12 protein-coding genes and 1 pseudogene are annotated in these 15866 nt (G+C 69.8%); 7 read left to right on the forward strand and 6 right to left on the reverse strand.

What is annotated here, in order from left to right:
* Positions 1–67: 67 nt before the first annotated feature.
* From ACFQ7F_RS40290 to ACFQ7F_RS40300, 3 genes are all read right to left on the reverse strand, one after another.
* The gene (locus tag ACFQ7F_RS40290; RefSeq protein ID WP_383282561.1) at positions 68–2035 is read right to left on the reverse strand and encodes an FUSC family protein; all 1968 of its coding nucleotides are present in this window, start codon (positions 2033–2035) and stop codon (positions 68–70) included.
* Positions 2036–2086: 51 nt separating this feature from the next.
* Positions 2087–3118, reverse strand: coding sequence for an endonuclease/exonuclease/phosphatase family protein (locus ACFQ7F_RS40295; RefSeq protein WP_383282564.1), 1032 nt, complete (start codon positions 3116–3118; stop codon positions 2087–2089).
* Positions 3119–3259: 141 nt separating this feature from the next.
* Positions 3260–4114: a hypothetical protein gene (locus ACFQ7F_RS40300; RefSeq protein WP_383282567.1), complete on the reverse strand. Its 855-nt coding sequence runs from the start codon at positions 4112–4114 to the stop codon at positions 3260–3262.
* Between the two features lie 214 nt (positions 4115–4328).
* On the opposite strand from ACFQ7F_RS40300, the gene ACFQ7F_RS40305 reads away from it, so the two are divergent.
* On the forward strand, positions 4329–4778 hold the full coding sequence (locus ACFQ7F_RS40305; RefSeq protein WP_383282570.1) for an SH3 domain-containing protein: 450 nt from the start codon (positions 4329–4331) through the stop codon (positions 4776–4778).
* A 97-nt stretch (positions 4779–4875) separates the two neighbouring features.
* Complete coding sequence (locus ACFQ7F_RS40310) at positions 4876–5271, forward strand: hypothetical protein (protein ID WP_383282573.1); 396 nt, start codon at positions 4876–4878, stop codon at positions 5269–5271.
* A gap of 103 nt (positions 5272–5374) precedes the next feature.
* Here the strand turns inward: ACFQ7F_RS40310 and snpA are convergent, their stop codons facing one another.
* Positions 5375–6040, reverse strand: coding sequence for a snapalysin (snpA, locus tag ACFQ7F_RS40315; RefSeq protein WP_383282576.1), 666 nt, complete (start codon positions 6038–6040; stop codon positions 5375–5377).
* Between the two features lie 266 nt (positions 6041–6306).
* On the opposite strand from snpA, the gene ACFQ7F_RS40320 reads away from it, so the two are divergent.
* The gene (locus ACFQ7F_RS40320) at positions 6307–7245 is read left to right on the forward strand and encodes a LysR family transcriptional regulator (protein ID WP_383282579.1); all 939 of its coding nucleotides are present in this window, start codon (positions 6307–6309) and stop codon (positions 7243–7245) included.
* A gap of 233 nt (positions 7246–7478) precedes the next feature.
* Positions 7479–8681 (forward strand): hypothetical protein, encoded by a 1203-nt coding sequence (locus ACFQ7F_RS40325; RefSeq protein ID WP_383282582.1) that lies wholly within the window; start codon positions 7479–7481, stop codon positions 8679–8681.
* A gap of 110 nt (positions 8682–8791) precedes the next feature.
* On the opposite strand, the gene ACFQ7F_RS40330 is transcribed toward ACFQ7F_RS40325, so the two are convergent.
* On the reverse strand, positions 8792–10900 hold the full coding sequence (locus ACFQ7F_RS40330; RefSeq protein WP_383282585.1) for a PhoX family protein: 2109 nt from the start codon (positions 10898–10900) through the stop codon (positions 8792–8794).
* A gap of 269 nt (positions 10901–11169) precedes the next feature.
* Here ACFQ7F_RS40330 and ACFQ7F_RS40335 point away from each other — a divergent pair, with 269 nt between their 5' ends.
* The 3 genes from ACFQ7F_RS40335 (at position 11170) to ACFQ7F_RS40345 (ending at position 14943) form a co-directional block, all read left to right on the forward strand.
* Positions 11170–12810, forward strand: a complete 1641-nt coding sequence (locus tag ACFQ7F_RS40335) for a VWA domain-containing protein (RefSeq protein ID WP_383282587.1) — start codon at positions 11170–11172, stop codon at positions 12808–12810.
* Between the two features lie 104 nt (positions 12811–12914).
* Positions 12915–14549, forward strand: a complete 1635-nt coding sequence (gene metG, locus ACFQ7F_RS40340) for a methionine--tRNA ligase (RefSeq protein WP_383282590.1) — start codon at positions 12915–12917, stop codon at positions 14547–14549.
* 208 nt (positions 14550–14757) lie between these two features.
* Positions 14758–14943 carry a hypothetical protein gene (locus tag ACFQ7F_RS40345; RefSeq protein WP_383282593.1) on the forward strand — a complete coding sequence of 62 codons (186 nt, stop codon included), beginning with the start codon at positions 14758–14760 and terminating at the stop codon, positions 14941–14943.
* Positions 14944–14955: 12 nt separating this feature from the next.
* On the opposite strand, the pseudogene ACFQ7F_RS40350 reads toward ACFQ7F_RS40345, so the two are convergent.
* Positions 14956–15156: pseudogene (locus ACFQ7F_RS40350) on the reverse strand (TetR/AcrR family transcriptional regulator); the annotation flags it as partial.
* Between the last annotated feature and the right edge of the window lie 710 nt (positions 15157–15866).

The following is a 15866-nucleotide window of genomic DNA, read 5'->3' on the forward strand; positions in this document are numbered from 1 at the left end:
CACAGCTCTCAGCGTGTCCGGCTTTTGAGGACCCCGCAGGGCCCGCCCGACCCTCACCCCCCCCCCCTCACCCCCGCGGCGAAGCAATCGCCCGCGCAGCGACAACCTCCTGGCGGAGCTGCTCCAGGACACTCTCCTGGGGCCCGATGGTGAACGAGATCGGGACCTCCTCCAGGGTCTCGGAGTCCCGCAACCCCTCAGCCAGCTCCCGGAGTTGGCGAGCGACCTCCCCCACCTCGGTCAACGTCGGCTCCCCCGCCCCGTGCCCGATCCGCACCCGCGCAGCGGTAGTCGCGTCGACGATCCGCTCGACGGCGATCACCAGCGGCCACCACGCCGCGGCCCGCGCCCCCATCGGCGGCGGCTCGGTCAGCGCACGCTGGAACTCCGTCCGGATGACGGACATGTCCCGGTACAGACCGCGCCGCATCCGCGCCCGCGCAGCCGTGTCCACGGCCGTGCCGAACGCGCTCTCGACGTACGACGCCGTATCGGCGACCGCGTCCGCGAGCCGGTCACCGATCCGCGTGTGCCAGCTCTCCGGCCACAGCAAGTACCCCGCCACCAGCGCGATCCCGCAGCCGATCAGGCTGTCGACCAGGCGCGGCACGACGAGCCCGAAGCCCTGGTGGTTCAGGACGTCGGACAGCAACAGGATCACCGGGGTGATCGCGGCCGTCTGGTAGCCGTAGCCCCGGGGCGTGAACGCCGGGATCAGCGCCGCGAGCAAGAGCATCACCGGCACGTCCCACCAGCCCCGGGGGACCTGGGACAGCACGGCCGCCGCCACCACGAGCCCCGCAGCCGTGCCGAGCGCCCGCAGCACCGCGCGTGAGAAGACCGAGCCGAAGTCCGGCTTGAGGACGAACGTGACGGTGAGCGCCACCCAGTACGAGCGGGGCACCTCGATCAGTGACACCAGTGATTGAGCGATGCCGATGCAGAGCGCGAGCCGCAGGCCGTAGCGCCAGGACGCGCTGGAGAGCATGACGTTGCGGGCCGCGCGGCGGGCTCGTACGCGCAGGGCCGCCGGACGGCCGAGGCGGTCGTCGACATTCACGACGCCGTGCGCGTCCGAGTCGTTGAGGAGCTCGGCGACATGCCGCAGGGCGTGCTCGACGGCGTCGGCGGAGGGGTCGAGGGGCGCGGGCAGGTCGGGTCCCGCGATCGGGGTCGCCGCGCGGCCCGCCACCGCGTCCGCGAGGCGCCGCACCTCCGCGGGGAACTCCGGCGGCATCGGAACCCCGCACTGGTGCGCGGCGGGCGCGGCCTCGATGACCGGCGTGATCGCGTTCAACTGGGCGACCAGGCGCACCAGATCGGGGTTGCGGCCGTGCGCGCGGGTGCGCCGGGCGAGGACGAGGTCGTACGACTGGTTCAGGGACGCGGTGACGGCCGCTCGCGCGTCGTCGTACCGCTCGGTGCCCGCGGCTTCGAGCAGCGCGGCCACGCTGCGGTAGGTCGCCGCGACGGCGGCCCGCTCCGGGATGCCGGACCGCAGCGGCCAGGCGAGGAGGGCGAGGGTGAGGACGAGGAGGCCGCCGCCGGTCATCAGGGCGGGAGCCAGCCACCACTCGCCCGGCATCGGAAGGCCCCCGCCCACCACGGAGTTGAGCAGCAGGAGCAGCCCTGACACGGAGGCCACGGCGCCGATCGTGGACATCATTCCGGAGACGAGGGCGACCAGCGTGACCACGCCGACCGCCACCCAGCCGTGCCCGAAGACGAGCGAGCCGATGGTGACGCCGATCGCGCCGAAGAGCTGCGGGACCGCGATGTTGAGGATCCGCATGCGGTACGCGTCGGCGGTGTCGCCGATGACTCCGGAGAGTGCGCCCATGGAGGCGAGCGCGCCGTACGCGGGCTGCCCCGCCGCGAGGCCCACGAGGAGGGGCAGCGCCAGGGCGATGGACGCGCGCGCCACCGCGGCCCAGGGGATCGGCGCGGCCTGCGGTTTGAGTGTCCTGACCAGCCAGGGGGGTGGGGCGAGGGCGCTCAGAGAGGCCGGTGGTGCGGGTGAGTCGCGGCGGCGCATGCGGCCATTATTGCCGCCCTTGTCGTTGCTATGCCTGGCCTGACCTGCGTTTTACCCCTTCGGCCTGTGCAGCGTCAGGTCCACCACCAGGGCCCGGTGGTCCGTGTCGCCGATCTCCAGGAAGTGGGCGTCCTCGGCCGAGAAGTCCGGGGTGGCGAGGACGTGGTCGATCTGGGTGCCCAGCGGTGACATCAGGTCGGCGGGCCAGCTGGGAGTGCGGGCCGACCCGGCGAGGCGGGCGGCGTCGCGTACGCCGCCGGTGTCCAGGATGTCGCGGAACGCCGCGTGGTCCTGGGTGGCGTTGAAGTCGCCCGCGATGATGGTGGACCGGTCCGCGCGCTTGCCCTCGGCGGCGTAGTCGCGGAGTTCGGCGAGTTCGGTGCGCCAGGTGCCGAGTTGTCTGGGCAGCGGCGGCATCGGGTGGGCGAGCTGGATGCGGACCTGGTGGCCCCCCTTCAGCTCGGCCACGGCGCCGGGCATGCCGAGGGTGCCCGCGAGGCCGCTCGCCTTCTTCAGGGGCAGCTTGCTGACTATCACCGAGCCCTCGGCGCCGCCTGCCTCGCTCGCGGTGCGGTAGGGGTAGTCGGAGCGGGGCAGTTCGTCGCGCAGGGTGTCCGAGCAGGTGTAGTCGCACTCCGGGACGAAGAGGAGGTCGGGTTTCTCCTTGCGGACCGCCTTGAGCAGGCCGTGGGTGGCCTGGCCGAACTGCACGTTCGACGCCATGACGCGGATCTCGGCGACGGCAGGGCCTTCTGGGTCGTCCGACTTGCCGTACGGCTCCAGGAACCAGGCGACGCCACCGAGCACGATGACGCCCCAGACGAGGCCCACGCGCCAGCGGGCGAGCGCCGCGAGCAGAAGACCGCCGATCGTCGGGGCGAGCAGGAACGGCAGGAAGGCGAGGATCTGCGGTACGGGGGTGAAGCCGTCGGAGTCCGCGACGCGGAAGCCGAGGATGGCGGACGTGCCTGCCAGGAGGAGGGCGGCCAGCCATGCGGCGGGCCGTCGCCGGGGTCGCCTCTTCGCCTGCGGCTCGGGCCAGTCGTCCTGGGGAGCCGTCCTCGCTGCCGTTGCGCTGTCCAAGGCCGGCCTCTCCGCTCTGGGGTGCTGGGCGAATCTTCCCCTAGAGACGGCGGGGGGTGCGGGAGGGTTGCATTTCCCCGGCCCCGGCCCCGGACCCGGCCCGGCTGTGTCTATCGGCGGCTCCGCCCCGAACCCCGCTCCTCAAACGCCGGAGGCGCGGGATCTGCCGCCTGATCCACGGCGCCCCAGCAGCCACGCGGCAAGCGCGACCGCAAGCCCCACCCCCAGAATCACCCACGCGGCCACACTCAGCGAAGACGTCAGCGCGTCGTACACCGCCTCCGCCGCCGGTCGGGAGACGTCCTTCGGCAGGTCGTCCAGGGTCAGGCCCCGGCCCACCGCGATCGCGACGGCGAGCACCGCCCCGCCGAGGGCCGCGCCGAGCGCCGTGCAGATGACCGCGCGGCGGCGGCGCACCGCCAGGAAGATCCCGGCCACGGCGAGCAGGACCGCGGCGAGCGGGAGCCAGAGGCCTGCCACCTGGAGCATGTGGAATCCCTTCCCGAAGGGACCGAGGTCCGAGGACTGCATGAGCGTCACTTCGGTGTGCTCGACCGGGATGCGGTTCGCGAACGGCACGTCGTCGTCGGCCAGTTGCTTCTTGACCTGCTCGGTGATCGGAGCGAGGTCGATGGTGACGGCGCCGCCGTCGGACTGATCGGTGAGGGCGTCCTGCACCGCGGCGTGCGCCTCACGGTTCGCCGTCTTCCAGGCCGTCCTGAACGCCGCGGTCCCGGTGAAGGACCGCACCGCGTCCCGTACGAACGACTCGACCGTGCCCTGCAGCGGCCCTACGTCGATCTCCTTCATCACCCCGTCCGTGACCGCGCCGGCCACCGCTTCCCGCACCGCGGAGTCGGAGGCGAGCGGCGCCATCGTGGCGACGTACTGATCGGCGTCCTGGATCTCGTACTTCGCCCAGGTGGAGAGCGCGCCGAGCGGCACAAGGACACAGGCGAGCACGAGAAGCAGGGCGGACAGCGGACGTCTGAGCATGAGCACGTCTCAAGCCGAAGCCCCGGTCACGCCGGGCGCGACCGGGGCGAGTGCATATGGGGCAAGGAACCAGCGCCCACGCCGGGGCAGAGGCGCAAACTCATCGTCCGGTGGAACGTTCGCCCGAACGGGTGTTTGCTGGAAGGTGAAGAGAGGGGCGGGAAGGAACTGGGGGCACTGGGAGGGGGCACTGGGGGGAACGAGGAGGTCGATCATGCGGACCACTCCGGCCCTGAGAACCAGAACCACTCCGGCCGCCCTGGGAACTCTCGCCGCCGCACTCATGACCGCGGGCGCGCTGTCCCTCGGAGGCGCCTCTCCGGCATCCGCCGCGGCGCCACCCACGCACCACAACCACGATGTGGTCTGGGGGACGATCGTCGCCCCCGTCGACCTCAAGATCCGGGACATGCCGTCCACCGGCGCCACGATCGTCGCGAAGCTGCCCGCGGAGAGCCAGGACCGCGTCGAGTGCGTGACGCGGGGTACGAGCGTCTGGGGCGACACGTCCTGGTACTGGCTGGGCGGGGTGCAGGGCTGGGCCAGCGCCGCGTATGTCGATGTCGGCGGGCAGCATGTGCGGAGCTGCGCGTCCGCTGATCCCTGCAAGGAGTACAAGCCCTGCTGGGACACGTGTCAGGGCGGCTACAACCGCTACCACTGAAGCCGCCGAGTTGCCGGGCGACGCGGGCGGGTGTGCGCTTGATGTGTCCGACCGCCCCACCGTCTGACCGGGGGCGAACGTGTCTGGAGGAACCGTCATGGCTCACGTGGCACCCACCTCAGCAGCAGCACCCCGTGTGTTCGGCGGCTCCGCCGTCACCAGGACCGCGACGGCCGCCGTGCTCATCGGCCTCGTCTACGGCATCTGGGCCGCGGGAATGGCACGCGACGCCGGTCCCATCACCACCGGCAACGTCCTGCACGGCGTCGTGGCCGGAGTCGTCGTCGCCGCGGTCTTCATGGGCCTGCGCAGAATCGCGCCGGGTCTGCCGCGCGAGCTGCGCGCGGCGGCCTGGGCGGGCTTCGCCGGAATCGCGTTCGGCTACCTGTACAGCCTGGGCGACGCGACCGTCCTGCGGTCCACGATCATGGCGCTCGCGGTGGCGGCCGGGGTGTTCGCGGTGATGTTCTACCGCTACTACACGAGCGAGTAGCGAGTAGGGGTGCCGTCCCTGAACGCCGTTGTGCCCGTCAGCGTCGAGCGCTGACGGGCACAGCGGGTGAAGCGGGTGAAGCGGGTGAGTCAGGGACTCGGACTCAGCCGACCTTGTCCAGTCTGTCCAGCTTCTTCATCGCCTTCGCGAGACCGTTGGCCCACAACTGGTTGACCTTGGCCTTCTCGTTCGCGTCCGGCTGCGAGTTGGTGCACGAGGTGCCCGGGCCGCCGCCGGACATCAGCTCACTGCACGGGCCTTCGTAGTGGTCCGGAAGGCCGAGGACGTGCCCCGTCTCGTGCGCCGTCACGCGCGTCGAGTCGTACTCCTGGTTCTGGGCGTAGTCCAGGAAGACGTACCCATTGCCGTGGCCGTCCGTGCTCGCGTACGAGCCGCGCGAGTCGTTCCCCTCGCGGTACTCGAAGTTCGCACCGCCACTCCCCGCCTGGAGCTTCACGTTGGACACCGCGCTGTTCCAGATGGAGGTGCTGCTGGCTATCTGCTGTGCGAAGGTCGGGGCACCGGAGGCGTCGTACACCACCGTGACCTGCTTCGTGCCGGGGTTGGCGGCACGCTTCTCGGCGACCGACTTCAGGACGGCCTCGAAGAACGCCTTGTTGGCCGCGGCCTCCTCGCCGGAGCCCGCGTACTTGGCGTACGAGGCGGTGGTGGACGGCGCGGTGGGGGTCGCGGCCGTCGCGGACGTCGAGCCGAGACCGGCGGCGGCAAGGCCGAGCACGGCAACGGCGGACAGGTAACGCTTGTTCATGTGGGGGGCTCCCTACTCGTTCTGTGAAAGGTGAACGGTTCGGTAACGGGAGTGTCAGGGAGCCCGGGGCGTCTGCGGATGATGGCAAGTGGTGATAGTGCGGAGCTATCACCTGCCCCTTGCCACCCCTCCGCCAACCTTCAGCCAACCTTCAACCAATCCATCCGGCCGACTCCCGGATGCGTCCCCCCTGTGCCCAAATCGGGTGGTTCCCATGGGGTTTGTGAGTCTGGTGCGGCGCCGCCCGCCGCTCTACGCTCACAGCCATGGAGCTCGAGGTGAGGCACCTCCGCGCGCTGTGCGCCATCGCCGATACCGGCAGCCTGCACAAGGCGGCGCGCCAACTCGGCATGAGCCAGCCCTCGTTGACGACCCAGCTGCGCCGGATCGAGCAGGAGATCGGCGGCCAGCTCTTCGCCCGCGAGCGCACCGGCTGCCGTCCGACCCCGCTCGGCCGCGTCGCCCTCAGCCGCGCCCGCCCCCTCGTCAGCGAGATGCGGGCGCTGGTCATCGAGACCAAGGCGGCCGCCGCCCGCGCGTCCGAGGGCCCGCAGCTGCGCATCGGCTCCACGGCGAACGTCGCCATACCGGGCTGGCTGCGCCGCCTCCGCCTGCGCCTGCCCGCCGCCGAGACCTCGCTCCAGATGGACGTCTCCGCGAACGCGCTGCTCCGCATGGTCGCGGGCGGCCAGCTCGACGTGGCCTTCGTGCACGAGGTGGAGGGGAGTCCGCTGCGGCTTCCGGAGGGGTTGCGGCGGCGCGTACTGGTCGATCGTGAGCCGCAGTTCGTCTTCCTCTCCGCCGATCACGCGGCGGCGGCGCAGCCCGTCGTCCACCTCACCGACCTCGCCGCCGACCGGTGGATGGTGGACCCCACGGTGGACGGCGAGTGGGACGGGCTGCTCCGGGTCCTTCGCGCGGCCGGGCTCAACCCCCGTGTCCTGCACGGCGATTACCTCACCGCGTCCTCCCTCGTCGCCACCGGCGAGGTCGTCACGGTCTGCCAGCCGACCTCGCGCGCGAGACCCGACATGGTGGTCCGGCCGCTGCACGGCGACCCGCTCGGCGTGCGGCTGCTCGTGGCGGCCCGTACGGAGGGGGAGATCGACGCGGTGTACGGGGAGCTGGAGGCCGCGTACTGGGAGGCGGCGCGGCAGGCGCCCGCATACGGGGAGTGGCTCGCGGGCCGGGCAGCAGCGGCATGATCCGCACAGCTCCGGACTTCTGGTGACCTAAGTCCCTGACAACCGATGACCTTTGGCCACACCACCTCTGACCTGCACTTTTCCCCGGTTCATGGTTCCGCGTGTCCGCATGCGGCTGGTTGTTACGTTCCCTACGGATGACGCACACACGGCGCCCGTAGCTTCATGTCTGTCGCCGCCGCAAAGAGGCATAAAGACGGACAGTTCGACCGACCAGTCACAAGGGATCCGCTATGCGCGCCACCCGCCGTACCTTCCGCACCGCCGCCGTCGCCACCGGAGCGATCGCCGCCCTCGCCGTCCCGACGACAGCGGCCTTCGCCGCCGACACCCCGCCTAGCCCGCAGGGCCAGATCACCCCGGACGACCGAACGGGCGCCACGGACCAGGACCAGGATCAGGATCAGACGGGTCAGGACCAGGACCAGGACAAGTCCAAGGACGCGGACACAGACACGGACAAGGGCAAGGACACGGACACGGACACGGAGACGCCGAAGCCGGGCAGCTGGGAGTCGAAGGGCATCACGGACCTCGGCAAGGGCTGGACCGCGAAGGTCGACGTGAACGCCTCCGCCCGCACCGCCAAGGCCGCCCTCTCCCTCGACGGCACCGCCAAGGGCTCGCTCACCGCCTACGAGAAGTCCGCGAGCACCAGCATCGACGGCAACACCTTCACCCTGACGCCCGACGGCACGGCCACCGCCAAGCTCGCGGACAAGGGCAAGGACAAGGAAAAAGACAAGGACAAGGACAAGCCCGTCCCCGGCGGCTGGGTCTCCAAGGGCACGACCGACCTCGGCAAGGGCTGGACCGCGAAGGTCGATGTGAACGCCTCCGCCCGCAGCGCCAAGGCCGAGATCCGCCACGACGACTCCGTCAAGGGCTCCCTGAAGGCGTACATCAACCCGTCCAAGACCAAGATCGACGGCTGCACCTTCACACTCACCGCCGACGGCACCATCACCAGGACGGGAGCCAAGCCGCAGCCCGACGGCAAGCGGGTCCACGTCCGCACCGCCAAGCTGGCCGACGGCTCCACAGCCAAGATCTACAAGCTCGGCCAGAACCACTACCAGGCCGACATCTATGCCAAGGGCGTCAAGCTCGACACCCTCGACGCCAACGGCAAGTCCGCGACCGGCCAGAACAACGGTCTGCACGTGGTCCTCAACCCCGACGGCACCATCAAGTCCTGGGTCGGCGGCAAGACCGGCCCCGCCCAGAAGCCCCAGCAGCACCACAAGCCGCAGCAGCACAAGACCGGCACCGGCTCCGGTTCCACGGCCGTCCCGAAGGGCGGCGTCAAGGCCGGCGCCGAGGGCCTGCACCCGGCAGGCGAGAGCACCCCGCTGATAGCCGCCGGCGGCGGCATGGCGGCGCTCGGCGCGGCGGGTCTCGGTTTCGCGCTGTACCGCCGCAAGCAGAACGACTGACCTCGCGCCTCGCGGGAGCGGCGGTACGACGGTGGGGCACCCCCTGGGAAGAGGGTGCCCCACCGCCGTACGCGTACCGCTACCGCGCTACCGCGCTACCGAGTTACCGCTCAGACGCCGATGTCGCTGCCGTCCTTGCGCCAGACGGAGACGACCGACGGACGGACGATCTTGCCCGCCCCGTCGGGCCACGCGCTCGCGGGCTTCTCGACGGACGCGCCGTCGACCTCGCCCGGGTGCTGCACGGAGACGAGCACGCGGCGGTCCTGGACCAGCGGGCCACAGGTCTCCGCGCCGGTCGGCATGGTCAGGAACTGCTTGAGCTCACCGCGCCGGTCACCCTTGGTCGCGACGCCGAACAGGCCGTCGTGCGAGCCGAGTTGGTTGCCGTCCGTCGAGATCCACAGGTTGCCGTGCGGGTCGAAGGCGACGTTGTCGGGGCAGGAGATCGGGCTGACCTTGTCCTTCGGGAAGCCAGCGAAGTACGTGGCCGGGTCCTCGGGGTCGCCCGCGACGAGGAAGAGCGACCAGGCGAAGGTGGTCGATTCCGGGCGGTTGCGGCGCTCGGTCAGTTCAAGAATCTGCCCGTGCTTGTTGAGGTTGCGCGGGTTGGCCTCGTCGGCACCGGCCTTGCCCGCCTTGCCGCGGTCGGAGTTGTTCGTGAGCGCGACGTAGACCTTGCCGGTGTGCGGGGACGGCTCGATGTCCTCGGGGCGGTCCATCTTGGTGGCGCCGACCTTGTCACCGGCCTGGCGCGTGAAGACGTACACCTCTTCGGCGCTCATGCCGTCGACGTGCGAGACGGCGTGGCCCTTGGGGCCCGCGGTGGCGAGCGGAATCCAGACGCCGCTGCCGTCGAACTCACCGTCGGCGGGCAGCTTGCCGGTGCCGTCGATGTCGCCCGCCGGGGAGTCGCCCGTCAGCTTGGCGACGTACAAGGTGCCCTCGTCGAGAAGGGTGAGGTTGTGCGCGTGCGCGGCCCGCGACTTCCCCTTGGCGACGCGCTTGCTGCTGACGAACTTGTAGAAGTAGTCGAACTTCTCGTCGTCGCCCATGTAGACCACGGGGCGGCCGTCGTGCGTGAGGCGCGGCTGCGCGGCCTCGTGCTTGAAGCGGCCGAGCGCGGTGCGCTTGCGCGGGGTCGACTCCGGGTCGTACGGGTCGAGCTCGACGACCCAGCCGAAGCGGTTGGCCTCGTTGGGCTCCTTGGCGAGGTCGAAGCGGTCGTCGAACCGCTCCCACTTCCGCTCGGAGGCGGTGCCGATGACGCCGTAGCGCTTGAGGCGGGCCGCGGCGGCCGGGTCGGTGACCTTCTCGGCGTTGGCGAAGTACTGGTTGAAGTTCTCCTCGCCGTGCAGGGTCGTGCCCCACGGGGTGGTGCCGCCCGCGCAGTTGTTGAGGGTGCCGAGGACGGTGGTACCGCGCGGGTCGGCCTTCGTACGGACGTACTCGCTGCCCGCGGCGGGTCCGGTGAGCCGGAACTCGCTGGTGACGGTGAGGCGGCGGTTGAGCTGATGCCGACTGACGGCGCTCAGCTTCCCGCTCTTGCGCTCCTCCTCGACGACCACGACGGAGAGGCCGTGGGCGGCCCAGGCGATCTCGACCTGCTCGCGGGTGGGGTTCGCGGCGTCATATCCCTTGAACATCAGGATCTCGTCGGTGTACTCGTGATTGGCCACGAGGACCTGACGCCCGCGCTCGCGGTGCAGCGGCAGCAGGGAGAGGAAGTCGTTGTTGTACCCGAACTGTCCGGCCTGCGCCTTGGCGGTCTGCTTGTCCGCGTCGAAGGCGGGGGCGCCGCGGAGGATGGGCTCGCCCCAGCGGATGACGACGTTCTGGGCGTAGCCGTCCGGGATCGTGACGGAGTCGGTGGTGTTGGGCGCGACGGGCGTGAAGCGGAGACCGCGCGCCCCTTTTTTGCTCTTGTGCGACGCGGGTTTCTGAGACGCGGACACGGACCCGGCGGCGGCTTCCGCCTCCGGGGCGGCGGGACCCGAGAGGACGGCGCTGCCCGCGGCGGTGGCCACGGTCACGACCGCGGTGGCCCGCATCATCGAGCGGCGGCTGAGCGCACCGGCTATGACGTCGCCGACGTACTCGTTGTCGCTGGTGTTGGGCACCTCGTGGAAGCAGGCATCACCACAACGGAACCGGCAGGTCATGGCGGAACGGCCGCCGCTCCCCTGGTGCGAGGTGATGATCGGCAGCAGTTTGCGCACGGTTCCTCCGTTGTGTGGTCGTATCTCTCGGCGTGGCTTGATTCCGCCGTGACGCTAGGCGCGGAGGTCGGCAGGGCGACGGCTTGAGAGTGAACGGAAGGTGAACCGGGAGCGCACATAGGGCAGTTGACGTGCAGCTGACGTGCGCGGGCGCGGTGAGGGTGACGGTTGGGCGACCCTCACGAAGATCACGTATTACGGCGGCTAACCTTACGTGTCCGCCCTGGCCAGGGGTTATTGGGAATCAACTCACGCGAAGGGGTGCACCCATGGGCATTCTGAGTGTCCTGCGGAACGCGTTCGGACGGTCGTCACGCAAGGGGGACCAGGCTCCGGAGCCTGAGGCAGTGTCCCCGGAGGCTCCGGAGGCCCCGGAAGCCCCGGAAGCGCCGGAAGCCCCGAAGGCGGAGCCCGCCTCCGCGACCGTACCGGCACCCTCGTCCGAGCGGGTGCCTCCGGCGGCTGAGCCGAAGGCGACGGTTCCGGCGCCGTCGTCCGAACCTTCACCTTCGGCGGTGGACGACCTTGTCGCGGCAGCGTTCGACCGCGAGCGCGTGACGGTACCGGCACCTTCGCCGGAACCGGACCTTTCCACTCCGAAGCCGGAGCCGGAGCCTGCGGCCCCCGAGCCCGAGCCCACCGCCACGGAGACGGAGCCCGAGGCCGTGGCCCCAGAGCCCGAGCCGGAAAAGGCGCCCACCGCCGCAGCCGAGCCCGAGCCGAAGCCGGTAGAGGCGCCCGCCACCCCCGAACCCGAGCAGGAAGAGGCGCCCGCCGCCGCAGCCACACCGGAAGACGACACCGCTGCCGCTGTCGCCTCCCCCGAAACCGCACCCGAGGACGACACCCTCGCCGCCGCTCCCGAACCCGAGCCGGTAGACGAACCCGCCACCGCTGCAACCGAGCCGGTAGACGAGCCCACTGCCGCTGCAGCCGCACCCGAAGCGGGCGCGGAAGATGACGCCGCCGCCGCTGTGGGCAATCGTCCCGCTGAGCGAGTGGGGTCTCCCCTGCTCGAGCGAAGCCGAGAGCTTGGGGAAGGGTGGGCACAGCCCTCAACGCCGGGTGCGGATGAAGCGGCGGAAGTAGCAGTGCCCTCGGCGGAGCCGGAATCGCCGGTAGCGGCGGAAGCACCCACGCCCCCGGCGAAGCCGGAAACCCCCGTCACTCCGGCAGAGGCAGAAGCCACAGCCACCCCGGAAGAGCCGGAAACCCCGGTCACCGAAGACGCTGAAGGCGTCCCCGCCAGCGGACCCGCCCTCTCCGCAGCCAAGCTCAAAACCGAAGCCCCCGGCCTGGCCACCGCCTACAAGGCGGCAGGCGCAGCCCTCCAGGAGCGGGACCTCACCGGGGTCCGCGCCCCCGTGTACCTCGTACTGGACCGCTCCGGATCCATGCGCTCGTACTACAAGGACGGCTCCGCCCAGAGCCTGGGCGAGCAGGTCCTCGCCCTTGCCGCCCACACGGACCCCGAAGCCTCCGTACACGTCGTCTTCTTCTCGACGGAGATCGACGGCACCGGCACCCTCACGCTCCCCGAGCACGAGGGACGCGTCGACGAGCTGCACGCGGCAGCGGGCCGCATGGGCCGCACCAGCTACCACGCCGCGATCGAAGAGGTCGTGGCCCACTACGAGAAGTCGGACCACAAGGGCGGCCCCGCCCTCGTCGTGTTCCAGACGGACGGCCCCCCGGACGCGAAGGGCCCCGCCAACCAGGCCCTCGCGGACGCGGCCAAGCACCCCCTCTTCTTCCAGTTCGTCGCGTTCGGCGAGCACGAGGCGAAGGGCTTCGACTACCTCCGCAAGCTGAAGGCGGAGAACGCCGCCTTCTTCCACGCGGGCCCCACCCCCCGCGAGCTCACGGACGCGGAGCTGTACGAGGGCCTGCTGGCGGCCTGGCGCCCGTAAGGCCTGGCGCCCGTAACCCTCGCGCCCCACGGGGTGGACCCTCCGGGGTCCACCCCCTGGAATCGAGGTGAATCGCCCCCTCCATGGCCGTTAGGATTTCGACCATGGCGGCCACTGGATCCGAGAAGCAGGGGACGAGCGAAGGCGCAAAGGCGTTCTACGTATCGACCCCCATTTACTACGTCAACGACGCTCCTCACCTGGGCCACGCCTACACGACCGTTGCAGGGGACGTGCTCACGCGCTGGCACCGTCAGCGCGGCGAGAAGGTGTGGTACCTCACCGGCACGGACGAGCACGGTCAGAAGATCATGCGCACTGCCGAAGCGAACAACGTCACGCCACAGGAGTGGTGCGACAAGCTCGTGGACGAGGCCTGGCGGCCTCTCTGGGAACACCTGAACATCGCGAACGACGACTTCATCCGTACGACGGAGAAGCGCCACACGGACCGCGTGCAGGAGTTCGTCCAGGATCTCCACGACAAGGGCGAGATCTACAAGGGCGGCTACGAAGGCCCGTACTGCGTGGGCTGCGAGGAGTACAAACTCCCCGGCGATCTGATCGACGGCGAGGCCGGGGGCGAGTACGAGGGCCAGAAGCTCTGCCCGATCCACAAGAAGCCGGTGGAGCTCCTCAAGGAGGAGAACTACTTCTTCAAGCTGAGCGAGTACGGCCCCAAGCTCCTCGAGCACTACGCGGCCCACCCCGAGTTCATCCAGCCGGAGTCGGCCCGCAACGAGGTCGTGAACTTCGTCAAGCAGGGCCTGCAGGACCTCTCCATCTCGCGCTCGACGTTCGACTGGGGCGTCAAGGTCCCGTGGGACGACAAGCACGTCATCTACGTCTGGGTCGACGCCCTCCTCAACTACGCGACGGCCGTCGGCTATGGAGCGGACGAGGAGAAGTTCAAGACAACTTTCCCCGCCGACGTCCACCTGGTCGGCAAGGACATCCTCCGCTTCCACGCGGTCATCTGGCCCGCGATGCTGATGGCGCAGGGCCTCCCGCTGCCGGGCCGCATCGCGGCGAACGGCTGGCTGATGGTCGGCGGCGAGAAGATGTCGAAGTCGAACCTGACGGGCATCAAGCCGCAGGACCTCACCTCGCACTTCGGCGTCGACGCGTACCGCTGGTACTTCCTGCGCGCCATCGCGTTCGGACAGGACGGCTCGTTCTCGTGGGAGGACTTCTCCGCCCGTTACACGAGCGAGCTGGCGAACGACTACGGAAACCTCGCCTCGCGCGTGGCGGCCATGGTCGGCAAGTACTTCGACGGCGCGCTTCCCGAGGCGACGGCGTCCGGTGCCGCTGAGCAGGCGGTCCAAGAGGGGCTGGCCAAGGCGGTCGCGACGGCCGACCTGAAGATCGGCGAGGAGCTGGACTTCCAGGCCGGCATCCTGGCCGTCTTCGCCTTCGTGAAGCAGGTCAACGGCTACATCACGGAGCAGGAGCCGTGGAAGGTGGCCAAGGACGAGTCCCCGGAGGGCAAGGCCCGCCTGGCGACGATCCTCTACACGGCGGCGGATTCGCTGCGCGCGGTGGCCGTCCTGCTGAACTCGATCATGCCGGAGACCTCGCAGAAACTGTGGGACTCGCTCGGCGCTGAGGCCTCGCTCGGCGCGCTCGCCGAGCAGAAGGTCCAGGACGCGGGTACGTGGGGGCAGCTGCCGGTGGGTTCGACGGTGACGAAGGGCGCGGTGCTGTTCCCGCGTCTGGAGGAGCCGAAGCAGTCGTAATCGACTGCAATCGACTGCAATCGGTCGATCCGTCGACGCTGAACTTGCACTGAACCGCACTGAACTACGCTGAAGGGGCTCGCGATTCACCTCGCGGGCCCCTTCTTCTTGCCCAACTTGGCTGATTCATGCGGGTCAAATAGCGATACCGATCACATTCGACCAGAACTCACGCCGTCTTCACATCTTCGTACGTACGCTTCACTGTATGACCACGACTCCCGACACCCCCGACCGGCCGCGCTCAGCGGCCGAGGTGAACGAGGAGATACGCGCGCTCTGGCTGCGTACGGGCGGGTATCTGCGCCCCGAGCAACACCTGGTGTACGAGAAGCTCGTGGCGGAGTGGGCCGAGGCGACGTCAGCCGCGGCAACACACTCCCCGGCCGCTTGAGCTACAGCCCGTCTACAGCCCGGCGACGCCCTCTTCAACCTCGTACGACCCCACGAGCCGCGCCAACTGACGCCCCACCACCCGTAGCGGCTCCTCGCTGCGGGTGACCTGGGCGATCACCTCGGCCCCCTCAGGGGCGCTGATCACCCTGGCCGCCACCTCCCGCGCGTCCCCCGCGGCGAATCCGGAGCCGAGCAGCTTCTCCAGCATCATGGAGCTGCTGGGTGCGGCATCCCGCAATGGATGGCACCCCTCCCTATGCGTTCGAGGCCGACTACCTCATGGTCGAACACTCGGAAATCTATGTTGGCTGGAGTAGACATTGGCCAGTGGTGTGGTTACTGTTTCTCTCGTAGCCGAGATCGAGCAGGGCCCGGCAGAGACGAACTGCCGGGCAGCAGTACCCGCAAGTGCAGTACGCGCAGGACGGTGCGGTGGTGGAGTTTCGAAGCCAGGGATATTGCAGGACGGCGACGGGACTGACAACCGGACCGGGTGGCCCGCAGTGATCAGGGGCCACCGCGAGCAGGACCGCAGTACACGCAAGTGCAGTTCGCGGTACCCAGCAGTACGCAGTTCCCGTAAGTGAGCAAGTGATCCAAGAGGGAAGAACGGAGGAGCCAGGCGCCATCAGGATCGCCCGGGCGGAAGTCTTGAGCCCGGGTACCGCAGGACATCGATAGTGAGGTGGTCTCCGGTCAAGCAACCGCGATCCCCGCAATCCCGACGACTTCCAGGTCGGGTCAGCGGACACAGAAGGCCGGCGCAGTATCAAGGCCGGCAGATGGTGTAGCAGTTCCTTCGGGGCCCGGGTGCACACACCACCCCGGCCCCACCACGCGTTCCAAAGAGACTGTCTCTTATACACAAAAGACGCAGCCGACGACACATAGAGTGTAGAACACGGAGGTCGCCGTAGCAAA

The sequence above is a fragment of the Streptomyces sp. NPDC056486 genome, assembly GCF_042795295.1.
In the GTDB taxonomy this organism is placed as follows: Bacteria; Actinomycetota; Actinomycetes; order Streptomycetales; family Streptomycetaceae; genus Streptomyces.